At 60.6% G+C, this 20,638-nt stretch carries 15 protein-coding genes; 6 read left to right on the top strand and 9 right to left on the bottom strand.

The window, feature by feature from the left end; all coding sequences use genetic code 11:
- The first annotated feature begins 30 nt into the window (after positions 1–30).
- Genes H8F22_RS26345 through H8F22_RS26365 form a run of 5 tightly spaced genes read left to right on the top strand, consistent with a single transcriptional unit; the run spans position 31 to position 4,115 of the window.
- Positions 31–513 (top strand): hypothetical protein, encoded by a 483-nt coding sequence (locus tag H8F22_RS26345; RefSeq protein WP_027922082.1) that lies wholly within the window; start codon positions 31–33, stop codon positions 511–513.
- On the top strand, positions 510–1,706 hold the full coding sequence (locus tag H8F22_RS26350; RefSeq protein WP_059181769.1) for a beta-ketoacyl-[acyl-carrier-protein] synthase family protein: 1,197 nt from the start codon (positions 510–512) through the stop codon (positions 1,704–1,706). The genes H8F22_RS26345 and H8F22_RS26350 overlap by 4 nt, the downstream gene beginning before the upstream one ends.
- The gene (locus H8F22_RS26355) at positions 1,703–2,164 is read left to right on the top strand and encodes a hotdog family protein (protein WP_027922084.1); all 462 of its coding nucleotides are present in this window, start codon (positions 1,703–1,705) and stop codon (positions 2,162–2,164) included. Before H8F22_RS26350 ends, H8F22_RS26355 begins: the two co-directional genes overlap by 4 nt.
- Positions 2,161–2,889, top strand: coding sequence for a 3-oxoacyl-ACP reductase FabG (gene fabG / locus H8F22_RS26360; protein ID WP_027922085.1), 729 nt, complete (start codon positions 2,161–2,163; stop codon positions 2,887–2,889). Before H8F22_RS26355 ends, fabG begins: the two co-directional genes overlap by 4 nt.
- Positions 2,889–4,115, top strand: a complete 1,227-nt coding sequence (locus tag H8F22_RS26365; RefSeq protein ID WP_027922086.1) for a beta-ketoacyl-ACP synthase — start codon at positions 2,889–2,891, stop codon at positions 4,113–4,115. Before fabG ends, H8F22_RS26365 begins: the two co-directional genes overlap by 1 nt.
- A gap of 204 nt (positions 4,116–4,319) precedes the next feature.
- Here H8F22_RS26365 and H8F22_RS26370 read toward each other — a convergent pair whose 3' ends face one another.
- Complete coding sequence (locus H8F22_RS26370; protein ID WP_027922087.1) at positions 4,320–4,763, bottom strand: DUF2846 domain-containing protein; 444 nt, start codon at positions 4,761–4,763, stop codon at positions 4,320–4,322.
- Between the two features lie 399 nt (positions 4,764–5,162).
- Positions 5,163–6,059 carry a LysR family transcriptional regulator gene (locus tag H8F22_RS26375; RefSeq protein WP_027922088.1) on the bottom strand — a complete coding sequence of 299 codons (897 nt, stop codon included), beginning with the start codon at positions 6,057–6,059 and terminating at the stop codon, positions 5,163–5,165.
- A gap of 119 nt (positions 6,060–6,178) precedes the next feature.
- Between H8F22_RS26375 and H8F22_RS26380 the strand changes: the two genes are divergently transcribed.
- Complete coding sequence (locus H8F22_RS26380) at positions 6,179–7,453, top strand: MFS transporter (RefSeq protein ID WP_194940875.1); 1,275 nt, start codon at positions 6,179–6,181, stop codon at positions 7,451–7,453.
- Positions 7,454–7,630: 177 nt separating this feature from the next.
- Here H8F22_RS26380 and hemE read toward each other — a convergent pair whose 3' ends face one another.
- From hemE to pilQ, 7 genes are all read right to left on the bottom strand, one after another.
- Entirely contained in the window at positions 7,631–8,698 is a 1,068-nt protein-coding gene (gene hemE, locus H8F22_RS26385; protein ID WP_027922090.1) for a uroporphyrinogen decarboxylase, read from the bottom strand.
- A gap of 248 nt (positions 8,699–8,946) precedes the next feature.
- Positions 8,947–10,365, bottom strand: a complete 1,419-nt coding sequence (locus tag H8F22_RS26390) for an FAD-dependent oxidoreductase (RefSeq protein WP_027922091.1) — start codon at positions 10,363–10,365, stop codon at positions 8,947–8,949.
- Positions 10,366–10,398: 33 nt separating this feature from the next.
- Positions 10,399–14,844 carry a glutamate synthase large subunit gene (gene gltB, locus H8F22_RS26395; RefSeq protein WP_194940876.1) on the bottom strand — a complete coding sequence of 1,482 codons (4,446 nt, stop codon included), beginning with the start codon at positions 14,842–14,844 and terminating at the stop codon, positions 10,399–10,401.
- 349 nt (positions 14,845–15,193) lie between these two features.
- Entirely contained in the window at positions 15,194–16,786 is a 1,593-nt protein-coding gene (locus tag H8F22_RS26400) for an SPOR domain-containing protein (RefSeq protein WP_027922093.1), read from the bottom strand.
- 10 nt (positions 16,787–16,796) lie between these two features.
- A complete protein-coding gene (aroB, locus tag H8F22_RS26405) occupies positions 16,797–17,897 on the bottom strand; it encodes a 3-dehydroquinate synthase (RefSeq protein WP_027922094.1) in 1,101 nt (366 codons plus the stop codon).
- A 150-nt stretch (positions 17,898–18,047) separates the two neighbouring features.
- A complete protein-coding gene (gene aroK / locus H8F22_RS26410) occupies positions 18,048–18,566 on the bottom strand; it encodes a shikimate kinase AroK (RefSeq protein ID WP_027922095.1) in 519 nt (172 codons plus the stop codon).
- 4 nt (positions 18,567–18,570) lie between these two features.
- Positions 18,571–20,637, bottom strand: coding sequence for a type IV pilus secretin PilQ (gene pilQ, locus H8F22_RS26415; protein WP_194940877.1), 2,067 nt, complete (start codon positions 20,635–20,637; stop codon positions 18,571–18,573).
- Position 20,638: the final 1 nt, after the last annotated feature.

Here is a 20,638-nt window from a genome sequence, read left to right on the forward strand (position 1 = left end):
GCGGTGCAACTCCCTTGAAGGTAATGCCTGATGATCCGTTTTCTGCTCCTGGGCTGCCTGCTGTTGCTGAGCGCTTGCGCCAGCCAGGCACCGCTGCCCGAGCACATCCCGAAGCTGTCGTTGCCGCTGCAACTGCACATCCAGCGCCTGGAAGCCGCGCAACGTCAGGACTGGGTATTGGTGATCCAGCAGGAAGAGGTGGGGCTTCGCTGGTCGATGATGGATCTGCTGGGCATTCCACAAGCGCGGCAGAAACTGATCGATGGCAAATGGCACGCCGATGGTCTGTTGCCGCCCAACCCGGAAGCCCGGGAGCTGTTCGCCGCGTTGCTGTTTGCCCTGACCCCCAAGGACGAACTGTCGGGTAATTACCCCACTGCCTGGCAGCACGGCAGGCAACGCTCGCTGCCAACACACTGGGACGTCTTATATTCACAGCCCATGACCTTTGAATTGAACCTGCCCAAGGGGCCCCGGTATGAAGTCACGCCGCTGAGCGGGGAAGCACCATGACAGCCTACTTGAATGCCCTCGGGGTGATCTGCGCATTGGGTCGTGGCAAACACGAGGTTGCCGCCAATCTGTTTGCCGGCGATTGCTCGGGCCTGCGCGTCGAAACCGGCTGGGTGCCAGAGCGCGCCTTGCCGGTAGCGGCAGTGAGCGGCGAACTGCCGTCGATTCCGCTTGAGTTGAAAGTGCAAGACACTCGCAACAACCAATTGCTGATGGACGCCGCACTGCAAATTCGCGACGAGATTGATCAGGCGATCCAGACCTACGGCCGTGATCGGATCGGCGTGATTCTGGGCACCAGCACCTCGGGTATCGATGAGGCCAGCCGTGGGTTGGCCCATTACATCCGTGAACATCAATTCCCTGCCGAGTACGACTATCAGCAACAGGAACTCGGCGCGCCGGCCAGCTTCCTCGCCGACTGGCTGCAATTGAGCGGTCCGGCCTATGTGATTTCCACCGCCTGCACCTCCAGCGCCCGGGCGCTGATGAGCGCCCAGCGCCTGCTGGACCTGGGCCTGTGCGACGCGGTGTTGTGCGGCGGCGTCGACAGCTTGTGCAAACTGACCCTCAACGGCTTCTCGGCCCTGGAAGCGGTGTCCGGACAACGCTGCAATCCGTTTTCAGTCAACCGCAACGGCATCAACATCGGCGAAGCCGCCGTGTTGTTTCTGATGAGCAAAAACGCAGGAGATGGCCAGGCCATTGCCTTGCTCGGCAGCGGCGCCAGCTCCGATGCGCACCATATCTCCGCGCCGGAACCGACCGGTCGTGGTGCACTGCAAGCCATGAGCAAAGCCCTGAACCGGGCAAACCTGCAACCGCAGCAGATCCATTACCTGAACCTGCACGGCACCGCGACCCAGCATAACGACGCCATGGAAAGCCTCGCCGTGGCGACGCTGTTCCCGCAAGGCGTACCCTGCTCATCGACCAAGCCGATGACCGGTCACACCCTCGGCGCTGCCGGCGCTCTGGAAGCCGCGTTCTGTTGGCTGAGCCTGAGCCCGGACAATCGCGACCACGCCCTCGCGCCTCATCTCTGGGACGGCCAGCCCGACCCGCTCCTGCCCGCGCTGCATTGGGTGACCCCGGCCGATCGCCTGACGTCCATTGCACCTCGCTATTTGATGAGCAATTCCTTTGCCTTCGGTGGCAACAACGTCAGCCTGATTATCGGAGATGCACCATGATTGACTGGCCGCTCGCCGAGTTGCTGCCCCACGCTGGCGACATGATCCTCATCGAGCAGATCCTGGCGTTCGATGACGAGCAGATTCACACCCGCCTCACCGTCAGACCCGGCGGCCTGTTCAACCGTCCCGACGGCAGCCTGCCGGCCTGGGTCGGCATCGAGATAATGGCCCAGAGTGTTGCCGCCTACGCCGGTTGCCATGCGCGCCAGCGCGGTGATGCGGTGGCGCTGGGCTTTCTGCTGGGCAGCCGTAAATTCGAGTGCAACGTCGAGCACTTTCCGGCGGGTACGGAACTGACCATCCACGGCCTGCGCTCGCTGGAAGACGACAATGGCATGGGCGTGTTCGAATGCCATATCAACGCCCCGGGCATCCACGCCAGCGCGCGCCTGAACGTGTTTCGTCCGCCTCAGGCCGCTCAATATCTACATGAACCCGAAGGAGTCCAGTCATGACTGAACCTGTACTGGTCACCGGTTCCAGCCGTGGCATCGGCCGCGCCATCGCCTTGCGCCTGGCTCAGGCCGGGCACGACATCGTGCTGCATTGCCGCAGCGGCCTCGCGGACGCCATCGCGGTAAAAGGCGAAATCGAAGCCTTGGGCCGCCATGCACGCGTCCTGCAGTTCGACGTTTCCGACCGTGCCAGCTGCAAAGCCATTCTCGAAGCCGACGTCGAAGCCCACGGCGCCTATTACGGCGTGGTGCTCAACGCCGGCCTGACCCGCGACGGTGCTTTTCCGGCGCTGAGCGAGGATGATTGGGATGTGGTGATGCGCACCAACCTCGACGGTTTCTACAACGTGCTGCACCCGGTGATGATGCCGATGATCCGTCGTCGCGCCGCTGGGCGAATTGTCTGTATCACTTCGGTGTCGGGGTTGATCGGCAACCGTGGCCAGGTCAACTACAGCGCCTCCAAGGCCGGCCTCATCGGCGCAGCCAAGGCGCTGGCGATTGAATTGGGCAAGCGTAAAATCACCGTCAACTGTGTCGCGCCCGGCCTGATCGACACCGCCATGCTCGACGAAAACGTGCCCGTGGAAGAACTGATGAAAATGATCCCCGCACAACGCATGGGCACCCCGGAAGAGGTGGCTGGCGCGGTGAATTTCCTGATGTCGGCGGAAGCCTCGTACATCACCCGGCAGGTTCTGGCCGTCAATGGAGGCCTGTGCTGATGAAGCGCGTTGTCGTCACCGGCATGGCCGGCATCACTTCACTGGGCAGCGACTGGGACACCATCGCAGGGCACTTTGCGGCCAATCGCAGCGGCATTCGGCGCATGGACGAGTGGGATCGCTTTACCGAACTCAACACGCGCCTGGCCGGCCCGATCGATGACTTCAAGATCCCGAGCCACTGGACCCGCAAGCAATTGCGCAGCATGGGCCGGGTGTCGCGGCTTGCGGTGGGCGCGGCCGAGCAAGCGCTGGCCGATGCCGGATTGCTGGGCGACGAGTCGATCAAGGACGGGCGCATGGGCGTCGCGTGCGGCTCGTCCACCGGCAGCACCGACGAGATCAAGGCATTCGGCAACATGCTGCTCAACTCGGTGGCCGAAGGCCTGAACGCCAACTCCTACGTGCGGATGATGCCGCACACCACAGCTGCGAATATCAGCATTTTCTTCGGCCTCACCGGCCGTTTGATCCCGACGTCGAGTGCCTGTACCAGCGGTAGCCAGGGCATCGGTTACGCCTATGAGTCGATCAAATTCGGCCGCCTGCCGCTGATGCTGGCGGGCGGCGCCGAAGAGCTGTGCCCGACCGAAGCCATGGTCTTCGATGCGCTGTACGCCACCAGCCTGAAAAACGACGCCCCGCAATCCACCCCTCGTCCTTATGACAAGGGTCGCGACGGTCTGGTGATCGGTGAAGGCGGCGGCATGCTGGTGCTTGAAGAGCTGGAACACGCACTGGCTCGCGGCGCGCGCATCCACGCCGAACTCGTCGGCTTCGGCAGCAACGCCGACGGTCAGCACACCACCCGTCCCGAGCAACTGACCATGCGCCGGGCCATGGAGCTCGCGCTGGAAGACGCCGGACTGCAACCGTCGGACATCGGCTACGTGAACGGCCACGGCACCGCAACCGAACAAGGCGACATTGCCGAAACACTGGCCACCAGCGCGTTGTTTGGCGAACACATGCCGATCAGTTCGCAGAAAAGCTTCCTCGGTCATACGCTAGGCGCCTGCGGTGCACTGGAATCCTGGTTCAGCATCGAAATGATGAACCGCGATTTGTATGCCCACACGTTGAACCTCGACGAGGTCGATCCGCATTGCGGCAAGCTCGACTACCTGCGCGGGGAGTTTCGGCAGATGAGTAATGAATACGTGATGAACAACAATTTCGCGTTTGGTGGCGTCAACACCTCATTGATCTTCCGTCGTTGGCGCTGACCTGAACCACGTTTGGAGTAAAAGGAATGACTCTTTTGCGTTGTTTGTCATGGCCGGTGCTGGACCGCCACATAAGCGAAAGCGAGCGCTATCAGGATCTACTCAAGAAGGGAGTGTGGCGTGGCGATGGGGGATGAGTTAGCGCGACGGGTGTGATGTTGCTTGGTACGGCCCCTGCACTGGATGCAGGGACCGTACCGATACTTACTGAGCTTGAATCAACTTGCTTTCAGCAACGCCAGCACGACCGGTCTGGTCATCAACCACTTGCAGGTTGTTGCGTGCCTTGATGAAGCCCACTTTCACTTCCTGCCAGACAAAGTAGTTCTTGCCGGCTTCTGCGGTGAGTTTCAGTTCGGAATCGTTTTCCGCCGAGGACACCAGGGTCTGCTGACCAGCCGGGACGGCCAACATCAGGTACGACTTGGCGACGGTCTGGCCGACCGGTTTACCGTTCAGCGTCACCGGCATTTTCACCCCAGCGCCCATGCTTTCGTTGCGATAAACGTAGATGTTGGCTTTGTCCGGGGCGACCTGGAAGGTCTTCGCCTGAGCGTCCTGAGTGTCATCCGCCATTTTTACCGAAGCACAACCACCGGTCAGCGCCATCATGGCCAGCAACGCGGTAAAAGTTAATTGCTTGAACATCCTGTATCTCCATTGTTTGTGATGAGTCCGAAACCGTTATCGGCTGATCAGAAAAAAGGCGAAGGGATGTATCAAAAAAACATGGCAAGCACCAAGGCGTGAATTTTCGCGGCATCAGAAGTGCTGAAGGCGATAGCGTCCGAGGTGGTGTTGCGTGGGGATCGGGTACAAATAGACTGAAGTGGGTCATGCTAAAACGACAAAGGGCGCCTTTCGGCGCCCCTTCACAAACAGGCCGGCTTGTCATCGCCCTGTACCTGTCTGGCTCTGCGATGGCTGGGTGCCCAGGATCCTCAGAGTCTCACAAGCCCCTTTCGGGAACGGCGCGAGTATTGCGCGAAACAGAACTCAGGGCAACGACTGGCCATTCGCCTCGCTAGGCCTGAAGTGTCCCCACGCTTAAGTCCCTTCAACCTTACGCGTCAACAACTCGACAAACGCCTTGGCCATCGGCGATTTCTGATCCTTGCGCTGCACCAGCCACACCGCCGACACCGCCGCGGGGTCCAGCAACGGTCGATACACCACGCCATCGATGCGCATCCGCTGATACGACGCCGGCAGCACCGACACCCCAAGCCCCGCTGCTACCAGGCCGATAATGGTCATCGCCTCGCCCGCCTCTTGCGCAAAGTGCGGACTGAAACCCGCATCGCGGGCCAGGCTGAGCAATTGTGCGTAGAGACCGCTGCCATAGCTGCGTGGGAAAAAGACGAAAGGCTCGAGGGCCAGTGCTGACAGAAACAGTCCATCTTCGCTGCCATTGACCAAGGGGTGCTTGGAGCTGAGCACCGCCACCAGTGGCTCGCGCATCAGCTCCACGACGCTGAGGGAATCCGGCAACCCCAACGGTCGCATGATGCCGACCTCGATCGACTCGTCGACCAGCGCATCGGCGACCTGGGTGCTGCTCAGCTCCCGCAAATTAAGGTGCACCGCCGGGAAGCGCTGGCGGAACGAAAAAATCGCCTGAGGAATGGTCGAGTTGAACGGTGCAGAGGACGTGAAACCGATCTTCAGTTCACCGAGTTCACCCAGTTGCGCACGCCGCGCCACGTCGGCGGCTTTGTCGACTTGCGCCAGCGCCAATCGCGCCTCTTGCAGAAACAACCGACCGGCTTCGCTGAGCTCGACCCGACGATTGGTTCGCTCGAACAAGCGTGCGCCAACCTCGGCCTCCAGTGCCTGAATCTGTTGGCTCAGCGGCGGCTGAGAGATGCCCAGCACCTGAGCGGCGCGGCCAAAGTGCAGTTCTTCGGCGACGGCGATGAAGTAGCGCAGGTGACGCAATTCCATGAAAACCCCATTAGGTCGTAAAAGCTCTCAAACAGGTCGAACAATATATTGGATTGAATCATTAGGCAGCTATATGATTTTTTCATTGCCTGCCCGGCTGCGTCCCTCCGAGGTTCAACGTGAAAACTGCTGTCGCTCCACTCGCCCATGAAGTTCCGCCCGCCGTGGCGGACGATGTCGTCGCCGAGCTGAAGGAGATTTACATCGAAAAAGGCACGCCGATGTTCATGCGCACCGTGCTGGCGCTGTTCTCCGGCGGCTTCGCGACCTTCGCGTTGCTCTATTGCGTGCAACCGATGATGCCGCTGCTGTCCCACGAGTACTCGATCAACGCGGCGCAGAGCAGCCTGATCCTGTCGGTCGCGACCGGCATGCTCGCCATCGGCCTGCTGATCACCGGCCCGATCTCCGACCGTGTTGGCCGCAAACCGGTGATGGTTGCCGCATTGTTCGCCGCCGCGCTGTGCACCATGGCCAGCGCGATGATGCCGAGCTGGCACGGCGTGCTGGTGATGCGCGCACTGATCGGTTTGTCATTGAGCGGCCTGGCAGCGGTCGCCATGACGTACCTGAGCGAAGAGATTCACCCACAGCACATCGGCCTGGCCATGGGTTTGTACATCGGCGGCAACGCGATTGGCGGGATGAGCGGGCGCTTGATCACCGGCGTGTTGATCGACTTCGTCAGCTGGCACACGGCGATGCTGGTGATCGGCGGCCTGGCCCTGATCGCCGCAGCGGTGTTCTGGAAAATCCTTCCCGAATCCCGTAACTTTCGCGCCCGCTCGCTGCACCCGCGCAGCTTGCTCGACGGCTTCACCATGCACTTTCGCGATGCCGGTTTACCGTTGTTGTTCCTTGAAGCCTTTGTGTTGATGGGCGCGTTCGTCACGCTGTTCAACTACATCGGCTACCGCTTGCTGGCCGAGCCGTATCACATGGAGCAAGCCTTCGTCGGACTGCTCTCGGTGGTGTACCTCTCGGGGATCTACAGCTCGGCGAAGATCGGTTCGCTGGCTGACAAGCTGGGTCGCCGCAAAGTGCTCTGGGCGACGATTGTGCTGATGCTCGCCGGCCTGGCGCTGACCCTGTTCACACCGCTGCCGGTAGTGATCATTGGCATGCTTATCTTTACCTTCGGCTTCTTTGCCGCGCACTCCGTGGCGAGCAGCTGGATCGGCCGTCGGGCGATCAAGGCCAAGGGGCAGGCGTCTTCACTGTATCTGTTCAGCTATTACGCCGGGTCGAGCATTGCGGGTACTGCCGGGGGCGTGTTCTGGCATTTGGGTGGCTGGAACGGAATCGGGTTGTTCATTGGCGGGTTGCTGGTGATTGCGCTGCTAGTGGCGTTGAAACTGGCGAAGTTGCCGCCCCTGAGCGGAGTGAAAGCCTGACGCATAACCCATGCAGGAGTGAACCTGCTCGCGATAGCGGAGTGTCAGCCAATACATTCAGCGACTGATTTACCGCTATCGCGAGCAGGCTCACTCCTACATTTGATCTGCGCCCGACATTGGATCGTGCAAACAAAAACGCCCGGCATTAGCCGGGCGTTTTTTATTGGACGACGATCACTCGTGATACTGCGCCGACAACTCATGTACTGCGCGCAAGAACGCACCCGCGTGTTCCGGATCAACTTCCGGGGTGATGCCATGACCCAGGTTGAACACGTGGCCGCTGCCTTTGCCGTAGCTGGCGAGGATGCGCCCGACTTCGGTGCGAATGGCTTCCGGTTTGGCGTACAGCACGGTCGGGTCCATGTTGCCTTGCAGCGCGACTTTGTTGCCGACGCGATCACGGGCGCTGCCGATGTCGCAGGTCCAGTCCAGACCCAAGGCATCAGCGCCAGCGTCGGCGATGCTTTCCAGCCACAAACCGCCGCCCTTGGTGAACAGGATCACCGGCACCTTGCGGCCTTCGTGTTCGCGGATCAGGCCGCTGACGATCTTTTTCATGTAGGCCAGGGAGAATTCCTGGTACGCCGCCGCCGAGAGGCTGCCGCCCCAGCTATCGAAAATCTGCACGGCTTGCGCACCGGCCATGATCTGGCCGTTGAGGTAGCTGGTGACCGTCTGCGCGAGTTTGTCTAGCAGCAGGTGCAAGGCTTGCGGGTTGTCGTACAGCATGGTTTTGGTCTTGCGGTAGTCTTTCGACGAGCCGCCTTCAACCATGTAGGTGGCCAGGGTCCATGGGCTACCGGAGAAGCCGATCAACGGCACACGACCGTTCAGTTCGCGGCGGATGGTGCTGACCGCGTCCATGACGTAGCCGAGGTCTTTGTGCGGATCAGGAATCGGCAGGGCTTCGATGTCGGCCAGGGTGCTGACGACTTTCTTGAAGCGCGGGCCTTCACCGGTTTCGAAGTACAGGCCCTGGCCCATGGCATCGGGGATGGTCAGGATGTCGGAGAACAGGATCGCCGCGTCCAGTTGCGGATAGCGGTCGAGCGGTTGCATCGTGACTTCGCAAGCGAACTCCGGGTTCATGCACAGGCTCATGAAGTCACCGGCCTTGGCACGGCTGGCGCGGTATTCAGGCAGGTAGCGACCGGCCTGACGCATCATCCACACAGGAGTGACGTCTACGGGTTGCTTGAGCAGGGCGCGAAGGAAACGGTCGTTCTTCAGGGCAGTCATGTCGGCATCCGGAAAAAAAGTGCGGGCATTTTCTCAGAGCGCGACGCAAAAGGCACGGTTGCAGGTCAGCCTTTTGTCTATCGGGTCAATTTGTCGCGGTGAAACCCGGTTTTCGCAACACCACAAACCATTGTGGGAGCTGGCTTGCCTGCGATGCAGACACCTCGGTTTGTCAGTTAGACCGAGGTGATGCTATCGCTGGCAAGCCAACTCCCACAGGTATTGCATTTCAATCAGGTGGAACGGGTTTAGACGCCCAGGTAATCCAGGATCCCTTCAGCCGCATTGCGGCCTTCGAAGATCGCGGTCACCACCAGGTCAGAACCGCGAACCATGTCGCCACCGGCGAAGATTTTCGGGTTGCTGGTCTGGTGCTTGAACTTGCCTTGTTCCGGGGCCACTACGCGGCCCTGGCTGTCGGTCTGGATGTCGAACTGTTCGAACCACGGCGCCGGGCTTGGGCGGAAACCGAAGGCGATGACCACGGCGTCGGCCGGGATGATCTCTTCGGAGCCCGGGATCGGCTCAGGGCTGCGACGGCCACGGGCGTCCGGTGCGCCGAGACGGGTCTCGACCACCTTCACGCCTTCGACGCGGTCTTCACCGACGATCGCAATTGGCTGGCGGTTGTAGAGGAATTTCACCCCTTCTTCCTTGGCGTTCTTCACTTCTTTGCGCGAGCCCGGCATGTTCGCTTCGTCACGACGGTACGCACAGGTCACCGACTTGGCGCCCTGACGGATCGACGTACGGTTGCAGTCCATCGCCGTGTCGCCACCGCCGAGTACCACGACCTTCTTGCCTTTCATGTCGACGAAATCTTCCGGCGACTTTTCAAAGCCCAGGTTGCGGTTGACGTTGGCGATCAGGTAGTCGAGCGCATCGTGCACGCCCGGCAGGTCCTCACCGGCAAAGCCGCCCTTCATGTAGGTGTAGGTGCCCATGCCCATGAACACGGCATCGTATTCTTCGAGCAGTTGCTCGACGGTCACGTCCTTGCCCACTTCGGTGTTCAGGCGGAACTCGATGCCCATGCCGGTGAAGACTTCGCGACGATTGCTCAGCACGGTCTTTTCCAGCTTGAACTCGGGGATGCCGAAGGTCAGCAAGCCACCGATTTCCGGGTTCTTGTCGAACACCACCGGGGTCACGCCGCCACGTACCAGCACGTCGGCACAGCCCAGGCCTGCAGGACCGGCACCGATGATCGCGACACGCTTGCCGGTCGGCTTGACCTTGGACATGTCCGGGCGCCAGCCCATGGCGAACGCGGTGTCAGTGATGTACTTCTCGACCGAACCGATGGTTACCGCGCCGAAGCCGTCGTTGAGGGTGCAGGCACCCTCGCACAGACGATCCTGCGGGCACACCCGGCCGCACACTTCCGGCAGGGTGTTGGTCTGGTGCGACAGCTCGGCGGCCTGGAGGATGTTGCCCTCGGCCACCAGCTTCAGCCAGTTCGGAATGAAGTTGTGCACCGGGCACTTCCATTCGCAATACGGGTTACCGCAACCCAGGCAGCGGTGGGCCTGATCAGCCGAATGCTGGGGTTTGAAGGGTTCGTAGATCTCCACGAACTCTTTCTTGCGTTGACGCAACAGTTTCTTCTTCGGATCTTTGCGCCCGACATCGATGAACTGGAAGTCGTTATTCAGACGTTCAGCCATTGTTAAAACCTCATCAAACTCTTCAGGCGCATATCACTGCGGGTTGGCACGGGTGCTGGAAAGCAACGATTTCAGGTTGGCAGCCTTGGGCTTGACCAGCCAGAAACGACGCAGGTAGTCGTCGAGGTTTTCAGCGAGGTTACGACCCCATTCGCTGTCGGTTTCCTCGACGTATTCGTTCAGCACGCGTTGCAAGTGGCTGCGATAGGCTTCCATCGCCTCACCGCTGATCCGCTGGATTTCCACCAGTTCGTGGTTGACCCGGTCAACAAAGGTGTTGTCCTGGTCGAGCACGTAGGCGAAACCGCCGGTCATGCCTGAGCCGAAGTTGTAACCGGTCTTGCCCAAGACGCAGACGAAACCACCGGTCATGTACTCGCAGCAGTGATCGCCAGTGCCTTCCACAACCGTGTGGGCGCCGGAGTTACGCACGGCAAAACGCTCGCCTGCGGTGCCGGCGGCGAACAACTTGCCCCCAGTGGCGCCGTACAGGCAGGTGTTGCCGATGATGGCACTGTCCTGAGTCTTGTAGACGCTGCCCTTCGGCGGAACGATGACCAGTTTGCCGCCGGTCATGCCTTTGCCGACGTAGTCGTTGGCGTCGCCTTCCAGGTACATGTTCAGGCCGCCGGCGTTCCACACACCGAAGCTCTGACCGGCCGTCCCTTTGAAACGGAAGGTGATCGGCGCGTTCGCCATGCCTTGGTTGCCGTGCTTGCGCGCGATTTCACCGGAGATCCGTGCGCCGATCGAACGGTCGCAGTTGCAGATATCCAGGGCGAAATCGGCGCCGCTCATGTCGTTGATGGCCGAGGTGGCCATGTCGACCATTTTCTCGGCCAGCAGGCCTTTGTCGAACGGCGGGTTGCGGTCCACCTGGCAGAATTGAGGCTTGTCTGCCGGGATGTGATCGCTGCCCAGCAACGGCGTCAGGTCCAGGTGTTGCTGCTTGGCGGTCTGGCCTTCGAGGACTTCCAGCAGATCGGTACGACCGATCAGCTCTTCGAGGGAGCGCACGCCCAGCTTGGCCAGCCACTCACGGGTTTCTTCGGCGACGTAGGTGAAGAAATTCACCACCATGTCGACGGTGCCGATGTAGTGATCCTTGCGCAGCTTCTCGTTCTGAGTCGCGACGCCGGTGGCGCAGTTGTTCAGGTGGCAGATACGCAGGTATTTGCAGCCCAGTGCGATCATTGGCGCGGTGCCGAAGCCAAAGCTTTCAGCGCCGAGGATCGCAGCCTTGATCACGTCGAGGCCGGTTTTCAGGCCGCCGTCGGTTTGTACCCGCACTTTGCCGCGCAAGTCGTTGCCGCGCAGGGTCTGGTGGGTTTCAGCCAGGCCGAGTTCCCACGGAGCACCCGCGTATTTGATCGAAGTCAGCGGCGATGCGCCGGTGCCGCCGTCGTAGCCGGAGATGGTGATCAAGTCCGCGTAGGCCTTGGCCACACCGGCCGCGATGGTGCCGACGCCCGCTTCTGCTACCAGTTTCACCGAGACCAGCGCCTTCGGGTTGACTTGTTTCAGGTCGAAAATCAGCTGCGACAAGTCTTCGATCGAATAGATGTCGTGGTGCGGCGGCGGCGAAATCAGGGTCACGCCCGGCACTGCGTAACGCAGCTTGGCGATCAGACCGTTGACCTTGCCACCCGGCAACTGACCACCTTCGCCGGGCTTGGCGCCCTGAGCGACTTTGATCTGCAGTACTTCAGCGTTGACCAGGTATTCCGGGGTCACACCAAAGCGGCCAGTCGCAACCTGCTTGATTTTCGAGCTCTTGATGGTGCCGTAACGCGCCGGGTCTTCGCCGCCTTCGCCGGAGTTGGAACGCGCACCGAGACGGTTCATGGCTTCGGCCAGGGCTTCATGGGCTTCCGGCGACAGGGCGCCCAACGAGATACCGGCGGAGTCGAAGCGCTTGAGCACCGATTCCAGCGGTTCGATTTCGCTGATGTCCAGCGGCGTGTCGAGGGTTTTGACCTTGAACATGTCGCGGATCATCGACACCGGACGGTTGTCCACCAGCGCCGTGTATTCCTTGAACTTGCTGTAGTCGCCCTGCTGCACAGCCGCTTGCAGGGTGTTGACCACGTCCGGGTTGTAGGCGTGATATTCGCCACCGTGGACGAACTTCAGCAGGCCGCCTTGCTGGATCGGCTTGCGCGGGCTCCAGGCTTCGGCGGCGAGTGCTTTCTGCTCGGCTTCGATGTCGACGAAACGCGCACCCTTGATGCGGCTCGGCACACCACGGAAGCTCAGCTCGCAAACTTCTTCGGACAGACCGATGGCTTCGAACAACTGCGCGCCGCGATACGACGTGATGGTCGAAATACCCATCTTCGACAGGATCTTCAGCAGGCCTTTGGTGATGCCTTTGCGGTAGTTCTTGAACACCTCATAGAGGTCGCCCAGCACTTCACCGGTACGGATCAGGTCGCCCAGCACTTCGTACGCCAGGAACGGATAAACGGCGGAGGCGCCGAAACCGATCAGCACGGCGAAGTGATGCGGGTCGCGAGCGGTCGCGGTTTCCACGAGGATGTTGGAGTCGCAACGCAGGCCTTTTTCGGTCAGGCGATGGTGCACCGCGCCAGTGGCGAGCGAAGCATGGATCGGCAACTTGCCCGGGGCAATGTGCCGGTCACTCAACACCACCTGGGTACGACCGGCGCGCACGGCTTCTTCAGCCTGATCGGCAACGTTGCGGATCGCCGCTTCGAGGCCGACGCTTTCGTCGTAGTTGAGGTCGATGATCGCGCGCTCGAAGCCCGGACGATCGAGGTTCATCAGCGAACGCCACTTGGCCGGGGAAATGACCGGCGAGCTGAGGATCACGCGCGAGGCGTGCTCCGGCGATTCCTGGAAAATGTTGCGCTCGGCACCGAGGCAGATCTCCAGCGACATGACGATGGCTTCACGCAGCGGGTCGATCGGCGGGTTGGTGACCTGCGCGAACTGCTGGCGGAAATAGTCGTACGGCGTGCGCACGCGCTGGGACAGCACGGCCATCGGCGTATCGTCGCCCATCGAGCCCACGGCTTCGTAGCCTTGCTCGCCGAGCGGACGCAGCACCTGATCACGTTCTTCGAAAGTGACCTGGTACATTTTCATGTATTGCTTGAGCTGATCGACGTCGTAGAACGCCGAACCATGGTCGTTGTCTTCCATGGTCGCCTGAATGCGCAGGGCATTCTTGCGCAGCCATTGCTTGTACGGGTGACGGGACTTCAGGCGGTTGTCGATTGCATCGGTGTCGAGGATCTGACCGGTTTCGGTGTCCACGGCAAAGATCTGGCCCGGACCCACGCGGCCCTTGGCGATCACGTCTTCAGGCTGGTAGTTCCAGACACCGATTTCCGAAGCCAGGGTGATGAAACCGTTCTTGGTGGTGACCCAACGCGCCGGACGCAGACCGTTACGGTCGAGCAGGCACACCGCGTAGCGACCGTCGGTCATGACCACGCCGGCCGGGCCGTCCCACGGTTCCATGTGCATCGAGTTGTATTCGTAGAACGCACGCAGATCCGGGTCCATGGTTTCGACGTTCTGCCACGCAGGCGGAATGATCATCCGCACGCCACGGAACAGGTCGATGCCACCGGTGACCATAAGCTCCAGCATGTTGTCCATGCTGGAGGAGTCGGAACCGACGCGGTTGACCAGCGGGCCGAGCTCTTCCAGGTCCATCAGATCGTTGGTGAACTTGGTGCGACGGGCCACGGCCCAGTTGCGGTTGCCGGTGATGGTGTTGATCTCGCCGTTGTGCGCCAGGAAGCGGAACGGTTGAGCCAGCGGCCATTTCGGCAGGGTGTTGGTGGAGAAGCGCTGGTGGAACACGCAAATCGACGTTTGCAGGCGCTCATCGCTCAGGTCTGGATAGAAGGCGGTCAAGTCCGCCGGCATCATCAGGCCTTTATAAATGATGGTCTTGTGCGAAAAGCTGCAGACGTAGTGGTCGGTATCGGCGGCATTGGCCACGGACGAGCGACGACGGGACGTGAACAGCTTGACGGCCATGTCCTGATCGCTCAGGCCTTCACCGCCGATGAACACTTGTTCGATCTGTGGCAAGCGCTCAAGGGCCAGGCGGCCGAGGACGCTGGTGTCGATCGGCACTTTGCGCCAGCCGACGAGGGTCAGGCCGGCCGCAAGGATCTCGCGGTTCATGTTCTCGCGAGCGGCTTCGGCTTTTATCGGGTCCTGATTGAAGAAGACCATGCCCACAGCATATTGCTTGGGCAGTGTGACGCCGAAGGTTTCCTGGGCGATGGCACGCAGGAACACGTCCGGCTTTTGAATCAGCAGACCGCAACCGTCACCGGTCTTGCCGTCGGCATTAATCCCACCGCGGTGGGTCATGCAGGTCAGGGCCTCAATGGCCGTTTGCAAAAGGGTATGACTGGGCTCGCCCTGCATATGGGCTATCAGGCCGAAACCGCAGTTATCCTTGAATTCATCTGGTTGGTACAGACCTGCTTTCATAGACACTTTCTCACCAGGCTGCCTCTTGTCGAGGCAAATTTCTTTTCAATTCAACCACTTGCCATCCACGCCGAACGTTCGTCAGCTTTGCGGGAGCAAAAGGGAGGTCATTGTACACACCGACACTTACGCTCACAAATTTGACGACGAACTGTCGCAAATCTATGTCGCATTTGTGAAAGGTTTAAAGCGATCTGCTGTGCTAGTCAAAACTTTTTTAATTTTGACCGCACGACTCAAAGACTACTGTGACGCAGACACCACAAGGCACGCGGCCTGTAGAGGCGGCATGCACTTGTAGAAATTTTGAGGTGCCGGGAGAGGCGGCCTGGGTAAGGCCGCCGAATCTTCAGCGAGTTGTAGCCAGTTCCTGTTGGACGCTGGCGACAGTGCGAGGCCAAGGTTTACCAGCCTGAACCTTCGCTGGCAAGGCCTTGATGGCGGTAACGGCTGCATCGCGGCTGGCGAAGTTACCGTAGGTGATGACGTAAAGCGGCTTGCCGTTGAGGACTTTCTTGAAATAACGGTACTCGCCGCCCTGCTCTTTCACGAAGTTTTGTGCAGTCGTTTCGGAGCTGGTGCCGAGAATCTGCACCACGTAGTTGCTGGTCGGCTGACCGGCGTACCAGGTGCCACCCGCGGCCTTGGCGGCAGGGGCTGGCTTCTCGGCAGGCTTGGCGGCAGCCACAGCGGCTGGCTTGGCTGGCGCGGGAGCCGGCTTCACGGCCGGCGCAGTCGGGGCTGGCTTGGCGGTGGCGACCTGAGTCGGTGCTGGAACCGGTTTAGCGGCTGGCGTCGGCGCAGGACCCGGCTGAATGCCCGCTGGCGGCGCGACAGTGGTCACGGTTGGCGGTGTCGCGCTGGAACCCTCGACCGGCACGCCATCGTCGCCCTCGGTGATGCCACCGGCCGCTTCAGCCAACGGACCGCGCATGACCGGTTGCGAGTTGCCGACCAGCGGCAATGGCATCGGCTGCGAGTTACCGGCGAATTCGACGGAAGGTGCACCGCCGTTAGGCTGTGGCGAACCCTGTCCGAGCGGCAGTTGTGCCTGTTCGTTGGCAGGTGCGCCGGTGGTCGGTGCTTTGCTGCGACCCGGCATCAACCAGGCGGCGGCTACCGCGACCACGACAACGGCGGAAATCGCCAATACGTGTTTCTTCGGCATGTTAAACCCCATACTTGGACGCTTCACCGCTGAGCGGCTGGCAATCATGGCTTCGATCATTGCATCGCGGGCGACCTGGTTGATGTTGCCAGGCCAACCGTCGGAGCTTTCGTGAATATCAGAGATCTGATCCGCGGTGAAAAGTTCGATACCCCGACCGGCACCTTCGAGGCGCTGATCCAGATATTCGCGAGTTTCTTCTTCGGTGTAAGGCTGCAGCTCGATCACGTGGAAGCGCTCTTCCTCAAGGCTCAGCGCCTCAAGCTGAGCGATCAGCGACGACTCGCCAAACAGGAACACGTGCGGGCGACCTTCCGGTGCGCCGGCCGCCAGAGCCATGAGGGCTTCCAGCGCGGACTCGTCGAGCTGCTCGGCGTCATCCACCAGCAAATAGACTTCCTGACCGGTCAACGCCAGTTGCACCACTTGCGCCAGAATCGCGCCGATCTCGGCCTGTTCGACGTTCAGCGATTGAGCGACCTGGCGCAAGATGCCGGCCGAATCGCCCGCCCCGCGAGCGGAAACCACCACGCTCTGCACCGACTGCTTGTTGGTGCTGGCTACCAGAGCCTGGCGCAACAGGGTCTTGCCACTGCCTTGCGGGCCCGTGACCACCAGCAGCAGCTGGCTATAACGCGCCAGGTGATGCAGTTGCCCCAGCACCGGTTTGCGCTGGGCCGGGAAAAATTTGAAGCCAGGTACCCGTGGAGCAAAAGGGTCATGACTTAACTGGTAATGGCCGAGGAAAGCCTCGTCGGCATGCAAACTAGTCATCGGGATCTTATTAACCTTTCAGCTGAGCCAGGGCGCGGTAATCCGCTCCCAGCGTGGCCTGTAAAATCTCTTTCGGATAATCGTCGGTCACCACCGCTTCGCCCATGTGGCGCAGCAGCACCAGGCGCAAACGACCGTCGATCACTTTCTTGTCAATTGCCATGTGTTCAAGGAAATCGGCTTCGGTCATCTCTTCTGGCGGGATGACCGGCAGGCCGGCACGCTGGAACAGGCGAATACCGCGATCACGTTCTTGCTCACTGATCCAGCCCAGTCGCGCCGACATCTCCAAAGCCATCACGGTGCCAGCAGCGACGGCTTCACCGTGAAGCCAGACACCATAGCCCATGTGGGTTTCGATGGCGTGGCCAAACGTATGACCGAGGTTCAATGTGGCGCGAACACCGGTCTCTTTTTCGTCGGCGCCGACCACTGCAGCCTTGGCGGCGCAGGAGCGTTCGATGGCATAGGTCAGGGCGACCTGATCCAGGGCACGCAGGCGATCAACGTTTTCTTCGAGCCAGGTCAGGAACGGCTCATCGCAGATCAGTCCGTACTTGATGACTTCAGCCAGGCCAGCGGACAGTTCGCGGGCCGGCAGGGTATTGAGGGTCGCGGTATCGATCAGCACCACGTTGGGCTGATAGAACGCGCCGACCATGTTCTTGCCCAGCGGATGGTTGATACCGGTCTTGCCGCCCACCGAAGAGTCGACTTGCGACAGCAACGTGGTCGGCACTTGAATGAAATCAACGCCACGCTGGTAACAGGCGGCAGCAAACCCGGCCATGTCACCCATCACGCCGCCACCGAGGGCGATCACGGTGGTGCGGCGGTCGTGCCGTGCGGTCAGCAGGCCGTCGAAAATCAGTTGCAGGGTTTCCCAGGTCTTGAAGGCTTCGCCGTCAGGCAGGACAACGGAAATCACCGAGTACTGCGCCAGGCTGCGGGTCAGACGTTCGAGGTAGAGCGGTGCAACGGTCTCGTTGGAGATGATCGCTACTTGCCGTCCGCGAATATGCGGGGCCAGCAGCTCAGGCTGATCCAACAAACCTTCGCCAATGTGAATCGGGTAGCTGCGCTCGCCTAGATCGACCTTGAGTGTCTGCATGTGTCCCCACAGTGAAGATGAATCAGGCGTCCTGCCTTGAGTTATCGAATGTCCACGGCACCCGTTGGTGTGACGCCGTTCGGTAGCCATCTGCCATAACCTGGAGCGGTCATGGCAGGACGCCGAGGATAGCGCATTTCGCGCTGCGCATTAACGGGGCGGTAGCTGCTGCAAGCGTTCGAGGATGTCGAGCACCACCATTCGCGGCGGCCGCTCATCGGTTTCAACCACCAGGTCGGCGATTTCCCGATACAGCGGATCGCGGATTGCCAGCAGATCCCGCAGAGTCTTGGCCGGATCAGCGGTACGCAACAGGGGGCGATTGCGGTCACGGGCAGTTCGGCCGACTTGCTGTTCGACAGAAGCATGCAAGTAGACCACCCGACCACCGGCATGCAGCGCCCGACGATTGGCTTCGCGCATGACTGCGCCCCCACCGGTTGCCAATACCACGCCATCGCAGCCGCACAGCTCGGCAATCATCGCCTGCTCGCGGTCACGAAAGCCCGGTTCGCCTTCTTTATCGAAAATCCACGGGATATTGGCGCCCGTGCGCAATTCAATTTCCTTATCGGAATCTTTGAACGGCAGGCGCAGCTCTTTGGCCAGCAACCGGCCGATGGTGCTTTTACCAGCGCCCATCGGTCCAACAAGAATCAAATTTCGCACAGAATCAATGACTCACAGCAATCGCCTGGTTGTTCATGATACGCGGAGTGAGAAATACCAGCAGCTCGGATTTTTTCTCCGAAACCACGTCACGCCGGAAAAGGCGGCCAAGATACGGCACATCGCCGAGAAATGGCACCTTATCTACAACCTTGCTTTGAGTATTTGAGAAAACCCCGCCAATCACGATGGTCTCGCCATCGTTGACCAGGACCTTGGCGTTGACCTCGTTTTTCTTGATCGGCGGTACATCCTGCACCTTGTTCAGGTAGTCCGGCTCATCCTTGGTGACCTTGACCTCCATGATAATCCGGTTGTCCGGGGTGATCTGTGGTGTCACTTCCAGCGACAGCGAGGCTTCCTTGAAAGACACCGAAGTCGCGCCACTGGAGCTGGCTTCCTGGTAGGGAATCTCCGTGCCCTTGAGGATTTTTGCGGTTTCCTTGTCGGACGTGACCACCTTGGGCTGCGAGACGATTTCGCCGTTGCCGGTTTTCTCCATCGCCGTCAGTTCCAGGTCCAGCAACACGTTGTCGGTGATGAAGGCGATGCCGATGCCCGAGGTGCTGCCTGCTGCGCCCATGTCGACAAACGACGAGTTGGTACTGGTACTTTCCGGTGTGCCGATGGTCCTCCCATCGCTGGCCCCGGACGTATTCCAGTTGCCCTTGTTCCGCACCGAACCACCCCAGCGCACGCCGAGGCTTTTGTCGTAATCGACGTTGGCTTCGACGATTCGCGCTTCGATCATCACCTGGCGAACCGGGATGTCCAGTTGCGTGACGATGCGGCGAAGCTCATCGAGACGGTCCTGGGGCTGGTAAGCAATGATGTTGTTGGTGCGCTCATCAACGGTGATCGACCCCCGCTCGTCGGCTTTCGCCTCGGCACTGGTCACTGAAGTGAACAACTTGGCAATGTCCGCCGCCTTGGCGTAGTTGACCTGCAACAGCTCGCGACGCAGCGGCGCCAGTTCGGAGATCTGCTTCTGCGATTCCAGTTCCTGGCGTTCCCGGGCGGCGATTTCATCGGCCGGCGCCACTAACAGCACGTTACCGATCTTGCGCTTGTCCAGGCCCTTGGTTTTCAGCACCAGGTCCAGTGCCTGATCCCATGGCACGTTTTGCAACCGCAACGTGATGCCGCCCTGCACGGTGTCGCTGGCCACCAGATTGAGGTTGGTGAAATCGGCGATCAGTTGCAGCACCGAGCGCACGTCGATGTCCTGGAAATTCAGCGAGAGTTTTTCGCCGGTGTAGGCGAAGCGCTCTGCGTTGCGCTTTTGCAGATCGTCGACCGTCATCGGCCGGATGCTGACGGTCAGCTTGTTGTCGGTCTGATAGGTCGAATAGTCGAACGCGCCGCCAGGCTCGATGGTGATCGTGGCACGGTCGCCAGTGGCGACGGCGTTAACGAATTGCACCGGAGTGGCGAAATCCTTGACGTCGAGGCGCACACGCAACTTTTCGGGCAATTGGGTCCTGGCAAAACCGAGGATGATCTTGCCTTCGTGTTCCTGGATGTCTGGTGCGATGGACGGATCCGACAGGTCGATGACCACATTGCCTTCACCCTGAGTACCCCGCTGGAAGTCGACGCCGCGAATGGTCTTGCTCGAAGGGGCGTAGGTTTTAGCCGGCGCCGGTGTTGCTACCGCGGCGCGAGCCGCCGGTTTCGACGCCTTGCTGTTGGCCCCCTGCCCGACCACCACCAACAGGTTGTTGCCTTCGACCCTCGCGTTATACGGCGTCAACTGCGTCAGGTTAATGATCAATCGCGTGCGGTCGTTGGCCTCGACCACCGTGGCACTGCGGGCATTGCCGCCACCGAGGTCGCGCGTCTTGCTCTTCAGCTGACTGACCACGCCGGGCAGGTCCAGTGCAATCCGCGCCGGCTGTTCGGTCGTGTAACCGTCGGGCACCGGTGGCGGCCCATCGAAAGACAACTTCAACTCGACGCGATCACCCGGCAGCGCGGCAACATCCAGCGCTTTGAGGTTGCTCGCCAGCACCATCGGAGACACCAACGCTATCCATAGCGAAATGCCGAGGGTTGAGAAAGTCCTGTTCATT

Origin of the sequence: Pseudomonas mucoides (genome assembly GCF_015461845.1) — a bacterium.
Lineage (GTDB): Bacteria > Pseudomonadota > Gammaproteobacteria > Pseudomonadales > Pseudomonadaceae > Aquipseudomonas > Aquipseudomonas mucoides.